Raw genomic sequence first — 13,055 nt, 5'->3', positions numbered from 1 at the left:
AGGCTGGCTGCACTTCTACAATCAACACCGACCCCACAGCTCAACCGGCGGCAAGCCGCCGGTCACCCGGCTGACCAACCTCCCTGGACATCACATCTAGGCCGCGGTCTCTTCCTGCTTCGAGGCTTCTTCTTCGCTTTCGTGCTTCTTGCCGAGCCGCTTCTTCATGACGAAGAAGACGACCACGCCGATCACGATCGCGGCGACCAGGCCGTACTTGGAGAAGTTGCCGAGCCACTTCTCCGCGACCACCCCGAGGTAGAAGACGAGCGCGGTGGTGCCGCCCGCCCAGACGATGCCGCCGAGCGCGTTGGCCACCAGGAACTTCGGGTAGTGCATGCGCAGCGACCCGGCGAGCGGACCGGCCAGGATGCGCAGGAACGCGATGAAACGGCCGAGGAACACGGCCCACATCCCGCGTTTGTTGAAGATGCGTTCGGCGTTGGCGATGTGCGTCGGGCCGAAATGCTTCGGGAATTTCCGGCCCGCCCAGGCGAAGAGCCGCTGGCCACCGGTTTTCCCGATCAGGTAGCCGATGCTGTCGCCGATGATGGCGCCGGCGCTGGCCAGGATCCCGATCCACAACGGGCTCAGGTTGCTGTGCTGCGACGCCAGCAGCGCCGCGCTGACCAGCACGATCTCCCCCGGGAGCGGGATGCCGAGGCTCTCGATCATGATCACCGCGCCGACGATCAGGTACACCGAGAGCGGCGGGATCGCCTCCAGCCATTGGTCGATGTGCACTGCCCGTACCCCCTACTTGGAGAATCTGCTTTCCGCAGGGTACCGGGGGCGGCCGCACCAGGGCGGCCTACTCAGGTATTGCGGTGTCTACGACTTAAGTAGCGTCAGTCGAGCGCGGCGAGGGCCGGCGCAACCGGGAAATCCCCGGAAACGACGTCGAAACCGCGGTTTTCGGTGAGCGGCTCGGCGAGCACGCCGACCAGCACGGCGGCGACGTCGGAGCGGGCGATCCGCCCCGGCTCGAGGTGGCCGGCGGCCTTGACCCGCCCGGTGGCGGGGCCGTCGGTGAGCGTGCCGGGCCGCACGATCGTCCAGGTCAGCGCGGACCGCTGGAGGGCGCTGTCGGAGATCTGCTTGGCCAGCAGGATCGACCGCACGAGCCGGTCACCCTGGTCGGGCGAGTCGGCGAACTGGGCGGACAGCTGGATGTACCGGGCGACCCCGGCCTTCTCGGCGGCCCGGATCGCGGTGATGGCCCCGTCCCGGTCGACGAGGTTGACGGACGCGGGCTCCGGATCGGGCGCGCCGATGGTGTTGATGACGACGTCGGAGTTCTTGAAGGCTTCGACGAGGTCTTCGGGATCGGCCGTGACGTCGGCGACGACCGGCTCCGCCTTGACGTCTCGCAGCACTTCGGCCCGCTTCCGGCCGCGAAGGCCGGCGCGGACGGTGTGGCCTCTCGCGGCGAGCAAGCGGACCACGTGGAACCCGGTCCGGCCCGTCGCGCCCAGCACGGTGACCTGCATGGGCTGATCCTCCCGCAGGTGTCGGCGGTTTGCCCAGGGGCGGAGTTGTCCACAGGAGTGACCCCCATGTGGACAACCCGGTCAGAGCCGGGCCGCCCGGGACTGGAGGTACGCCTGCTCCGGCAGGCTCGAAGTCCGCTGGGCGGCGGCGATATAGGCGTCCCGCGCGCCGGCGGCGTCTCCTGCTCTTTCGAGGAGGTGCCCCCGCACCACATCCACCCGATAGTGCGGCTTCAACGCCGGGTCTTCGACGGCTCCGGCCAGTTCGGCCAGGCCCGCGGCCGGTCCGTTGACCTGGGCAAAAGCCACCACGCGGTTGAGCGTCACCATCGGGCCGGGAGCGACCACGCGCAGCAGGTCGTACAACGTGAGGATCTGCGGCCAGTCCGTCTCACCGGCGGACGCGGCCTCGTCGTGCACCGCGGCGATGGCCGCCTGCAGCTGGTACGGCCCCACCGGCACCGAAGCCAGCGCCCCCGTGATCAGCGAGACGCCCTCGTCGATGAGGTCGGTTGTCCACAGCGACCGGTCCTGCTCGGCCAACGGCACCAAGGCGCCGGCCGGGGAAAGGCGGGCCGGCCGGCGGGCCTCCGTCAGCAGCATCAACGCGAGCAGCCCGGTGACTTCGCCGGACGACGGCAGCTCCGACCGCAGCTGCCGGACCAGGCGGATCGCCTCGGTGGTCAGCTCGACGCGGTTCAGCGCCGAGCCCGAGCTGGCCGTGTGGCCTTCGGTGAAGATCAGATACAGCACCTGGAGCACCGAAGCCAGCCGCTCGGGCTGCTCGTCCGACGAAAAGCGTTCTCCGCGCAACGAGCGTTTCGCACGGCTGATCCGCTGGCCGATCGTGGCCTCCGGGACCAGGAAGGCCCGGGCGATCTCCGCCGTGGTCAGGCCACCGACCGCCCGCAGGGTCAGCGCGACCTGCGACGGCCGCGACAGCGACGGATGACAGCAGAGCAGCAGCAGGGTCAGCGTGTCGTCGACGGCGGCGACCGGCTCGGGATCCGGCGGCTCGGCCAGCACGACGGCCTGCTCACGCCGTTGCCGAGCGGTCTCACTGCGCCACTGCTCGATCCGCCGCCGGGACGCGGCGGTGATCAGCCAGGCCTTGGGGTTGTCGGGCACGCCATCGGACGGCCACTGCTGCGACGCGGCCAGCAGCGCCTCCTGGACGGCGTCTTCGCAGGCGTCGAAGCCGCCGTAGCGCCGGACCAGCGCGGCGAGGACCTGGGGTGCGAGCTCGCGGAGGAGACCGTTCACAGGTCCGTCCCGTGCAGGCCCATCACCGGCCGCACCTCCACCACCCCGAACGCCGCTTCCGGAACCCGCCCGGCGATCTCGAGCGCGCGTTCCTCGCTTTCGCAGTCGAGCAGGTAGAACCCGGCGAGGAACTCCTTGACCTCGGCAAAGGGCCCGTCGGTGGCCATCGGCACGCCGACGCGCTTGGTGAGCTCGGGGAAGGCGAGCCGCTCGGAGACGATCCGCTCCCCGGAGGCATCGAGGTCGTCGTTGAGCTGCTGGTAGTACGCGAGCCCGGCGGCCCGCTGCTCGTCACTCATCCCGGCCCACGCCGCACGGGACTCGGGGTTGCCGTAGATCAGGACCACGTATTTCACGAACGTCTCCCGAGGAGCGTCGCTTTCACGTGAAAGCGACCTGGAGGGAGCACCTCCGGATCGCTTTCACGTGAAAGCTCCGGTCAGAGGATCTCGGCCGAGGTGCCGATGTCCGGCGGGCCCAGGTCGGGGTTGAGCGCCCCGGTGAGCTCGATCAGCTCCGGCTTGACCTCGTGCGGCTGGATGCGCCCGTCGCGGATGTCCTCCGCGTAGTGGCACGCCACCCGGTGACCGCCGCCGATCTCACGCAGCTGGGGGCGGTCCGTGTCGCACAGGCTCGCCTGCTTCCACGGGCAGCGCGTGTGGAAGCGGCAGCCTGACGGCGGGTTTGCCGGCGAGGGCAGGTCGCCCGCGAGCAGGATCTGCTCGCGCGTGTCCTCGACCTGCGGGTCCGGGACCGGGATCGCCGACAGCAGCGCCCGCGTGTACGGGTGCAGTGGGTCGCGGTAGAGCGAGTCCGCGTCCGTCTCCTCGACCAGCGCGCCGAGGTACATCACGCCGATGCGGTCGGAGATGTGGCGCACCACCGCGAGGTCGTGCGCGATCACCACGTACGTCAGGCCGAGCTGGTCCTGCAGGTCCTCCAGCAGGTTGACCACCTGGGCCTGCACCGACACGTCGAGCGCCGACACCGGTTCGTCCGCGACGATCAGGTCCGGCTCCACGGCCAGCGCCCGCGCGATGCCGATGCGCTGGCGCTGCCCGCCCGAGAACTCGTGCGGGTACTTCCGCAGCGACGACTCGGGGAGGCCGACCGCGTGCAGCAGCTGCCGCAGCCGTCGCTGGGTGGCTTCCTTGTCCTTGTCGAGGCCGTGCGCGTGCATGCCCTCGACCAGGATCGACTCGACCGACTGCCGCGGGTCCAGGCTGGACATCGGGTCCTGGAAGATCATCTGCATCCGGCGCCGGGCCTTCCGCAGCTCCTCACCCTTGAGTTTCGCGACGTCGGTGCCGTCGAAGACCACCGAGCCGGCCGTCGGCTCGTTGAGCCGCAGGATCGCCCGGCCCAGCGTGGACTTGCCGCAGCCGGACTCACCCACCAGGCCGTAGGTCTCGCCGCGGCGGATGGCCAGGTCGACGCCGTCGACCGCGAAGACGTGGCCGACCGTCCGGTCGATCACAACCCCGCTCTTGATCGGGAAGTGCACCTTGAGGTCGGTGACCTCGAGCAGCACGTCGCCAGCAGGACGGGTCATCGGGCTCCTCCTCCCGCCGCGACCGCCGGCCGCACGGGGTTGTGACAGCGCAGCAGCCCGCTCTGGTCGGGCACCAGCTGCGGCGAAACCTCACGGCAGACCGGCAGCGCGTTCGGGCAGCGGGGCGCGAACGCGCAACCGCCCTCCCACGGGATGTTGTCGGACACCGAACCGCGGATGGGGATCAGCTTCTCGCCGCGGCCCGCGTCGAGCCGCGGGATCGAGGCCAGCAGGCCGTGGGTGTACGGGTGCCGCGGCTCGCCGAACAGCTGGTGCCGCTGCGCCCGCTCCACGATCTTGCCGCCGTAGAGCACGTTGACCTCGTCGCAGAGCCCGGCGACGACGCCGAGGTCGTGCGTGATCATGATCAGCGCGGTTCCGGTGTCCTGCACCAGTTCCCGCAGCAGCGCCAGGATCTGCGCCTGGATGGTGACGTCCAGGGCGGTGGTCGGCTCGTCGGCGATGAGCAGCCGCGGCCGGCACGCCAGCGCGATCGCGATCAGCGCGCGCTGCCGCATCCCGCCGGAAAGCTGGTGCGGGTACTCGGAAAGCCGCCGCGAGGGGTCGGGGATGCCGACCTTGTCCAGCAGCTCCGTCGCTTCGACGGACGCCGCCTTGCGCGACATCCCGCGGTGGCGCTCCAGCACCTCGGTGATCTGCAGCCCGATCGGGATGACCGGGTTCAGCGAGGACAGCGGGTCCTGGAACACCATGCCGAGGTCGCGGCCGCGGCGGTCGCGCATGTCCTTGTCGGACAGCTTGAGCAGGTCGGTGCCTTCGAAGCGCACCGAACCGCTGACCTTGTTGCCGCGCCGGGCCAGCAGCCGCATGATCGCCAGCGACGTCACGGACTTGCCGCAGCCGGACTCGCCGACCAGGCCGACCGTCTGGCCCGGTTCGACGTCGAAGCTGACGCCGTCCACCGCGGTGAACGGCCGCTCGCCACGGCGGACGAAGTTGACCGTCAGGTCACGGACTTCAAGGAGTGCCATGGGTTTTCACCGCCTGTTCTTCGGGTCGAGGGCTTCACGGAGGGACTCGCCGAGCAGCGTGAACCCGAGCGCCACGATGATGATCGCGATCGCCGGGTAGTACGCCAGCTCCGGGCGGACGTCGAGGAACTGGTGCGAGGCCTTGCCCAGCATCAGTCCCCACTCCGCCCGCGACGGGTCCGGGTCGCCCAGACCGAGGAACGACAGCGCCGCGGCCTCAAGGATCGACGTCGCCAGGGTCAGCGTCGCCTGCACGATGACCGGGCCGAGCGAGTTCGGCAGCATGTGCCGGAACACGATCGCCCCGCGCTTGACCCCGAGTGACCGCGCGGCCAGCACGTGGTCGGCGTCCCGCTGGGACAGCATGGAACCGCGCAGCAGCCGGGCGAAGATCGGCACGCCGATCATCGACACGGCCAGGATGACCGTCCACTGGCTCGGCTTCGCGAACAGCGCCGCGATCGAAATGGCCAGCAGCAGCGAGGGGAACGAGAGCAGGACGTCGACCAGTCGCATGAGGACGGTGTCGACCCAGCCGCCGAACGCGCCCGCCAGGCCGCCGATGATCACGCCGATCAGCACCCCGACGAGCGTGGCGAGCACACCGACGATCAGCGTCTGCTGGGCGCCGGCGATCAGCCGCGACAGGAAGTCGCGGCCGAAGTCGTCCACGCCGAGCGGGAACCCGGACTGCGCGCCCGGGATGAAGTTCGGTCGGATCTGGTCGCCGAGGTAGTGGACGTCCGGGTCCTTCGGCTCCAGCAAGGGCGCGAAGATCGCGACGATGAGGAACAGGCCGGTGATGACCCCGCCGGTGATCGCGACCGGGCTGCGCAGCATGCGGCGGAGCGCTTCCCCGCCGAGGCTGCGGCCGCTCGCCGCGGCGAGCTTGTCGATCGGTTCCTTCTTCTTGTTGAGCAAAGTGTTCATCGCACACGCACCCTCGGGTCGATGATCCCGTACGAGATGTCGACCAGCATGTTCACCAGGACGTAGACCACGGCCCCGAACAGCAGGAGCGCCTGCAGCCGCGGGTAGTCACGCCGTTCGATGCCTTCGGCCAGCAGGAACCCGAGGCCGCGGATGTTGAACACCCGCTCGGTCAGCACCGCGCCGCCGAGCAGCGCGCCGGTCTGCAGGCCGATGGTCGTGACCACCGGCAGCAGGCCGTTGCGCAGGACGTGCCGGGTGCGCACGACCTGCTGGGTGAGGCCCTTGGAGTTGGCCGTGCGGATGAAGTCTTCGTTGAGGACGTCCAGCACCGACGCGCGGGTGATCCGGGTGATCACCGCGAGCGGGATGGTGGCGAGGGCGAACGCCGGCAGGATCAGGTGCTTGATCGCGTCCCAGACGGCGTCCCACTCGCTCGTCATGATGCCGTCGAGGATGGCGAAGTTGGTGATCGCGGTGGCGTCGAGCCCCGCCGACTGCCGGCCCTGGGACGGCAGCCCCAGCGGCGCGGCCAGGATGTCCTGCATCATGTAGCCGAGGAAGAACACCGGCACCGCGACGCCGATCAGGCTGAGCACGATGACACCGTTGTCAACCGGCCCGCCGCGGTACCGCGCGGACAGGTAGCCGGCCGGGATGCCGACGACGATCGCGATGATCATCGCGGAAAGACCGAGTTCGATGGTCGCCGGCAGGAAGGTGACGATCTCGCTCATGACGGGCTGGGTCGACACCAGGGAGCTGCCGAAGTTGCCGGTGAGCGCGCGGCCGAGGAACCCGAAGTACTGGATGAAGATCGGCTGGTCGAGGCCCAGCACGTGGTTCAGGTCGGCGATCTTCTCCGGCGTCGCTTTGTCCCCGAGGAGGGCGGCGGCGGGGCCACCGGGCAGGGACCGGAGCCAGGCGAAGACCAGGATGGACAGGATGAGGAGCGTCGGGATCGCTTGTAGCAGCCGACGCACGAGGAAACGGAGCACTTGCAGTCCTTTGTTGCCAGCCCGGGAATCAGGCGCAGGGGGTGGGTGCGGTAGCACCCACCCCCTGCCTTTTGGCTGAGTCCGTCGATCAGCTCACGGTCACGGTGTTGAAACGCTCGTCGGTGAGCGGGCTCGCCACCAGACCCTTGACCTTCGGGCCGACCACGATGGCCGGCGTCGGGTACGCGATCGGGATCGCCGGGAGGTAGTTCATGATCTGCTTGTTGACTTCCTGGTACGCCTTGGCGTGGGCGTCACCGGCGGGCGAAGCGTCCGCCGCACCCAGGGCCGCGAACAGCTCCGGGTTGTCGAAGCCGAACTCCGCCTTCTTGCGGCCGAAGAACGTGCCGACGAAGTTGCCGGCGTCGTTGTAGTCACCGGTCCAGCCGAGCAGGTGGAGGTCCTGCTTGCCGGCCTTCTGCACGTCGTCCTTGTACCCGCCGTTCCACGGCTCGGCGTGCGCTTCGACGTTGACGCCGATCTTCTTGAGGTCCTCGGAGATCGCCGTGAACGTGTCCGCCGGGTTCGGCATGTACGGGCGGCTGACCTCGGTCGGGTAGTAGAACTTCAGCGTGAGGTTCTCGGCGCCGGCCTGCTTCAGGAGGTCCTTCGCCTTGTTCACGTCGTACGGGTACTTCGTGACGTCGTCGGTGTAGCCCGAGATGACCTTGGGGACGAACTCGGTCGCGACCTCGGAACCCTCGGCCAGCTTCGACTTCACGAACTGCTCGCGGTTGACGCCGTAGGCCAGCGCCTGCCGGACGCGCACGTCCTTGAGCTTCGGGTTGTTGGCCTGGTTGATGCCCAGGTACAGCACGTTGAACGACGGGCGGATGAGGACCTGCTCGCCGTCGTTGCGCAGCAGGCCGTAGTCCGCCGGGCTCGGGTAGTCGTAACCGTTGATGTCGCCGGCCTTGAGCGCCTGCTTGCGGGCGTTCTCGTCCGGGATCACCTTGAAGATCAGCTTGTCGAGCTTCGCCGGCGACGGGCTGCTGTCGTTGCGCACCAGGGTGATCTCACCCTTGGCCTGGTCCCAGCTCTCGAACTTGAACGGACCGGTGCCGGTCGGGAACTTGTTCGCGTAGTCGCTGTAGGTGAACGAGTCGCCGCTCTGGGTGACCGTGTCCGCGTTGTGCGCCTTGAGCGCGGTCGGGCTCTGGATCGAGAACGACGGCAGCGTGAACGCCGACGGGAACGCGCCCTTGGCCTTGTTCAGGTTCAGGACCGCGGTCGTCGGGTCCTTCGCCTCGCAGCTCTTGTAGACCGGCTCGCCGCCCGCGTCGCCTTCGTTCTTGGCGAAGCCCTCGAAGACGTCGCCGTAGTAGATCATCTGGCTCTGGGCGGCGGCGCCCTTCATGTTGTACCAGCGGTCGAAGTTGAAGCAGACCGCCGTGGCGTCCATCGGAGTGCCGTCGGAGAACTTCACGCCGGACTTCAGGGTGAACGTCCAGGTCTTGCCGTCGTTGCTCGGGTCCCACTTCTCGGCGAGGGAGGGCTCGAGGTCGGCGGTGCCCGGCTTGTTCTGGATCAGCGTGTCGTAGATCTGCCGCGTGATCCGGAAGGTCTCGCCCTCGTCGTTGAACGCGGGGTCGAACATCTTCGGGTTGCCGGCCGCGCCGAAGATCATCGTGCCTCCGGAACCACCTCCGGCGCCCTCTTCACGCTTGGATTCCGCACAGGCGGACAGCGAAACCGCGAGCGCGCCGGCGAGCCCGATCAGGGCCACGCGGCGTGTTCGGGTCAGCCGCAATTGCTGCATCTGGCACCCCTTGGGAGATGTTCGGGATCAAAGTCACCGTCCGGTCGGTCAGGAACTCGACGGACGATCGGTGTGCTCGCCGACACTAGCGGGAACTCGGCTCGCACTTAAGCACGTGAGGTTACGATCGCGCTACGTGGGCGTCGATTTGACCGCAATGTGTCCGTAAATCGCGACACAATGTGACCATTTGCCGGGGATGGCTGCACCCGGTGCCGGATCACTAACTCAGATGGCGGTACCCACGTTAGACCAGTCGTGTTTCCGCGGCGAGCCTTCTTGATCGGTCCGGAACGGCTCGTGCACGCAGCGTGAGCGATCCGTTCCCTACGAAAGTCGGGTACCGGCGGCCTCGGAAGTGCGGTCGACGGCGAACCAGCCGCGCTCGAACCGTTGCCAGCGGCCCAGTTCGGCCCGTGCGGCCTCACCGTCCCTTGCGACGGCCTTCGCCAGCCGCTCGGCCGCCGAGCCGCCGGAGATCCAGCACAGGTGCGAAAGCAGGGGTCTTGCCGAAGCCCGGCCGCAGGAAACCCCCTCCAGCACCAGGACGTCCGGCACCGTCACCCGGACGAGCTCACCCGCGCGGGGAGTGCCGGTGGACCAGTCCACGCGCCGGTAAACGCCTTCCTCGCCGGCCGCGAGGGGACGCAGGACACCGTCGAGCAGCTGCGGCCACCAGGCCACGGGGTCGTCCCAGGTCGCGAAAGCGTCCGTGCTCACCAGTTCCGTCCGGCAGCCACGCGTGCGCAGCCGCTCGACGACCTGGGCGGCCACTGTGGACTTCCCGGCGCCCGAGGGGCCGTCGATGGCCAGGACGCGCACCCCGCCGAGGCGGGCGGGCGCGGCGAGCAGCACCCCGATCAGCGCGTCACTTGGCGACGCGCTCGACCTCCGGGAGCCCTTTGACGTCGTCCGGGGCCGACGTCCTGGTCTCCAGCTCGGCGATCCGGCCTTCGAGCTCGCGCTTGGCGTCTTCGAGCTCGCAGCGCAGCAGCGCGATCTCCTCGACCGACGTGCGCACCTCTTCCTCCAGGTGCCCGACCTCGGTGGACAGGTGCAGCGACACCAGCGCCAGCACGACACCGGCGAGGAGGAAGACGAAGTTCGACGGCGTCTGCACGCCGGTGTTCTTGGCCAGGAACTCGGCGGCCTGCGGGAGCACCGCGAGCACGACCACGCCGACCGCGACGACGAGCCACACACCCGCGTACTTCTCGCGCAGCTTCCGGCGTCGCATCATTTCGAGGACGACGAACAGCACGACGCCCGCGACGACGATGCTGAGAATGCGCCAACCGTCCATAACCTGCTTCCCCTTACGCGGAGTCGGACGAGTCGACGGCCGGCCGGCGGCGCACCAGCGCCAGCAGCAGCGCGAGCCCGGCCCGGCTGAGGTAGACGGCCGACTTCACGGGCGAGTGGCTGGGCGTGCCGCCCGCGCGCTCCCGCATGACGACCGGGATCTCCTTGATGGTCAGCTTGGCCCGGATGGCCATGACCAGCGACTCGACGGTGTCGCCGAGGTACTCCGCCGGGTAGTAGCCGGCGAACAGCCGGATGGCCCGCGGGCCCATCGCCTTGAACCCCGACGTGACGTCGGTGAGCTTGGTCTTCGCCAGCCGCGAGAACACCAGCGACAGCGCGACCATCGCGTACTTGCGCGGCCCGCTCGCCTTGTACGAGCCCTTGCCGGCGAACCGGGAGCCGATCACGATGTCCGCGTCGTCCAGGCCGCGCAGCAGCGCGTCCAGCTCGTCGGGGTCGTGCTGGCCGTCCGCGTCCACCTGCACGACGACGTCGTACCCGCGGGCGACGGCGTAGCGGAAACCCGTGCGCATCGCGCCGCCGACACCGAGGTTCACCGCGAGGCGGGCCACCTCGGCGCCCGCCGCCCGGGCGAGCCTGGCGGTGTCGTCGACCGAGCCGTCGTCGACGACCAGCAGGTCACCACCCGGCAGGGCGCGCTTCACCTGCTCGATGACCGACGCGACGCTCGCCGACTCGTTCAGCGCGGGCATCACGATGAGCACCCGGCGGCTGGTCACGGAGGTCGCAGACGTCACTGACACGCGATCACTCTAGCCTTTCACTGCCCGTTACCGGCCGCGGACCCGGCGGCCGCCCCCGAGGTGACGACCCCCTGCTGGCCCTCGATCTCGTAGATCGAAGCGCCCGGATTGCGGTAGACGAGCTTGAAACCGGTACCGGATTCGAGGTGCTCGAGGCCGACCCCGGTCTGGGTGGTCGTGGTGACCTTGCCCTTGCCGATGAAGACGTACCGCACCTTGAGGTCGGTGAGCAGCTCGCGCACCCGCGGGTACTTGTCGATGTCGTTGAGGTACACGCTGAGGTAGCCGGCCGGGGTGTCCCGCTCGGCGCCGTAGAACGTCCATTCGACCGGCTGGACGCCGTTGAGGGCGTACATCCAGACCGAGCCGTCGGCCTTGTCGTTCATGACGTGCTCGCCCGGCGCGGTGTGCGCGGCGAGCCAGCCGAACGCGTCGCGCTCGTCGTTGCTGACCGTCGGGCCGCCGCTGTAGTTGAGCTGCAGGCGGGCGGTGTTGCGGCCGATGTACCCGCCGCGGCTGAGCCCGCCGATCACGACGACCAGCAGCACGACGCCGATCGTGGTGAGCGTCGCCGGCCGGACGTTCGTCAGCCGGGTGCCCGCCTTGCGCGCGAACCAGCGGGCCACGGTGTCGGTGAACTCGCCGAACGCGACCGCCCCGGCCAGCGGGACCAGCGCGCCGATCCGCCAGTGGTCGTTGTAGAAGATGCCGGTGAGGGTGTGGATGAGCGGCGACTCCATCGACACCGTGGCCGCGAACAGCCCGCCGAACACGAAGTAGGCGGCGACCATCCACAGCATCCGGCGGTGCTTCACCAGCAGGCAGATGCCGATGAACGCGGGCACGCCGATCCACCACTGCGGGAAGGCGGCCATCGGCGAGAACGTGATGGTCTCGCCGAAACCGCCGGAGACGGTTGCCTCCGACGCCCAGAAGGCGCCCGTCACGCCCCCCGCGTTGTACAGCGAAGGCAGCGCGAGCGGCAGCCCGCAGACGACGGCCAGCACGATCGTCGCGCCGAGCGAGGGCGCCGAGCGCCGCCAGTCGATCCGCTCGAACCGGAACACCACGGCGAGCAGGATCAGCAGGAAGTACACGACCACGACGAACGCGACACTCGTGTGCAGCCCGATCAGCCCCGCGACGGCGAGGCCGATGGCCACCGGGCCGGCGACGCCCTTCGGCTCCAGCAGCAGACGGGCCAGCGCGAGCGCGGCGGGGATCAGCGCGACCCCGGCGACGTACGGCCACAGCGGGCCGCGCCACAGCGAGTCGTACGGGAAGTTCGTGAACGACGCCGACACCGCGGCGGCCGCGGCGACCGCGAGCGGCGGCATCCGCCACACGTGGCACATCGCCGCGACGCCGATCGGCACGCACAGGATGACGGTGAGCGCCGCCATGTTCAGCGTCGGCATCATCGCCAGGCCGGCCTTGTCGAGGACCAGCGCGAGCAGGGCGTGGTAGGTGTCCGGGTAGAAGTAGTCCGTCTGGCCCGGCAGGTTCGCGATCGTGCCGACCGTCGACGGCCGGGCGTCGCCATGCTCGGCGATCCAGCGCACCAGGTTGGCGTGGAACGGCGCGTCCCAGCCCTGCTGGACCTGGTTGAGGCCGCGCGCGCCGCGCAGGAACGTGACGACCGCGATCAGGCTGCCGGCGAAGACGCCCGCGCCCATCAGCAGGTGGTCACGCACGGACCGGGCGGGCGCGGCCGCGGCGGCGTCCTTCTCGGCCCAGTCCGGGTGCCGCCGCGCGGTGAAGCGCTGCACCAGGAACGCGAGCCCGAAGCCGACGACGGACAGCACGAGCGTCCACAGTGCGACGTCGAGCGCGTTCCAGCGGATGCCGAGGCCGCCGAGCACCGGCACACCCAGGCTGACGACGCCGAAGGTCAGGAGCGGCGCGGCCGCCGCGAGCAGCCAGCCGCGGAGCCTGATCGCCGCCCCGAAGACGAGGCCAGGCAGCCAGAAGGCGAGCACGACCAGAAGTACGTTCATGGTTT

At 69.4% G+C, this 13,055-nt stretch carries 13 protein-coding genes; all 13 read right to left on the bottom strand.

The annotated features are described in order from the left end of the window. Positions 1-96: 96 nt before the first annotated feature. The 13 genes from ACZ61C_RS39905 to ACZ61C_RS39845 all read right to left on the bottom strand — a co-directional run bounded on the left by ACZ61C_RS39905 (position 97) and on the right by ACZ61C_RS39845 (position 13,050). Positions 97-744, bottom strand: a complete 648-nt coding sequence (locus ACZ61C_RS39905; protein WP_465313116.1) for a DedA family protein — start codon at positions 742-744, stop codon at positions 97-99. A gap of 104 nt (positions 745-848) precedes the next feature. Beyond that, positions 849-1,490 (bottom strand): SDR family oxidoreductase, encoded by a 642-nt coding sequence (locus ACZ61C_RS39900; protein ID WP_465313115.1) that lies wholly within the window; start codon positions 1,488-1,490, stop codon positions 849-851. Positions 1,491-1,571: 81 nt separating this feature from the next. Next, on the bottom strand, positions 1,572-2,753 hold the full coding sequence (locus ACZ61C_RS39895; protein WP_465313114.1) for an RNA polymerase sigma factor: 1,182 nt from the start codon (positions 2,751-2,753) through the stop codon (positions 1,572-1,574). Next, a complete protein-coding gene (locus tag ACZ61C_RS39890; RefSeq protein ID WP_465313113.1) occupies positions 2,750-3,109 on the bottom strand; it encodes a YciI family protein in 360 nt (119 codons plus the stop codon). Before ACZ61C_RS39890 ends, ACZ61C_RS39895 begins: the two co-directional genes overlap by 4 nt. An 83-nt stretch (positions 3,110-3,192) precedes the next feature. Beyond that, positions 3,193-4,305 (bottom strand): ABC transporter ATP-binding protein, encoded by a 1,113-nt coding sequence (locus ACZ61C_RS39885; protein ID WP_465313112.1) that lies wholly within the window; start codon positions 4,303-4,305, stop codon positions 3,193-3,195. Further along, on the bottom strand, positions 4,302-5,297 hold the full coding sequence (locus ACZ61C_RS39880) for an ABC transporter ATP-binding protein (protein ID WP_465313111.1): 996 nt from the start codon (positions 5,295-5,297) through the stop codon (positions 4,302-4,304). The genes ACZ61C_RS39885 and ACZ61C_RS39880 overlap by 4 nt, the downstream gene beginning before the upstream one ends. A gap of 6 nt (positions 5,298-5,303) precedes the next feature. Further along, positions 5,304-6,227, bottom strand: coding sequence for an ABC transporter permease (locus ACZ61C_RS39875; RefSeq protein WP_465313110.1), 924 nt, complete (start codon positions 6,225-6,227; stop codon positions 5,304-5,306). Further along, positions 6,224-7,225 (bottom strand): ABC transporter permease, encoded by a 1,002-nt coding sequence (locus ACZ61C_RS39870; protein WP_465313109.1) that lies wholly within the window; start codon positions 7,223-7,225, stop codon positions 6,224-6,226. Before ACZ61C_RS39870 ends, ACZ61C_RS39875 begins: the two co-directional genes overlap by 4 nt. 88 nt (positions 7,226-7,313) lie before the next feature. Further along, on the bottom strand, positions 7,314-8,984 hold the full coding sequence (locus tag ACZ61C_RS39865; protein ID WP_465313108.1) for an ABC transporter substrate-binding protein: 1,671 nt from the start codon (positions 8,982-8,984) through the stop codon (positions 7,314-7,316). Between the two features lie 327 nt (positions 8,985-9,311). Then, positions 9,312-9,848, bottom strand: coding sequence for a uridine kinase family protein (locus tag ACZ61C_RS39860; RefSeq protein ID WP_465313128.1), 537 nt, complete (start codon positions 9,846-9,848; stop codon positions 9,312-9,314). 4 nt (positions 9,849-9,852) lie between these two features. Next, a complete protein-coding gene (locus ACZ61C_RS39855; RefSeq protein ID WP_465313107.1) occupies positions 9,853-10,287 on the bottom strand; it encodes a DUF2304 domain-containing protein in 435 nt (144 codons plus the stop codon). 13 nt (positions 10,288-10,300) lie between these two features. Next, on the bottom strand, positions 10,301-11,002 hold the full coding sequence (locus ACZ61C_RS39850) for a glycosyltransferase family 2 protein (protein ID WP_465313127.1): 702 nt from the start codon (positions 11,000-11,002) through the stop codon (positions 10,301-10,303). Positions 11,003-11,070: 68 nt separating this feature from the next. After that, positions 11,071-13,050: a DUF6541 family protein gene (locus tag ACZ61C_RS39845; RefSeq protein WP_465313106.1), complete on the bottom strand. Its 1,980-nt coding sequence runs from the start codon at positions 13,048-13,050 to the stop codon at positions 11,071-11,073. Between the last annotated feature and the right edge of the window lie 5 nt (positions 13,051-13,055).

The organism is Amycolatopsis sp. NPDC104587, assembly GCF_055583645.1.
This window is presented reverse-complemented; position numbering and strand designations above follow the sequence as displayed.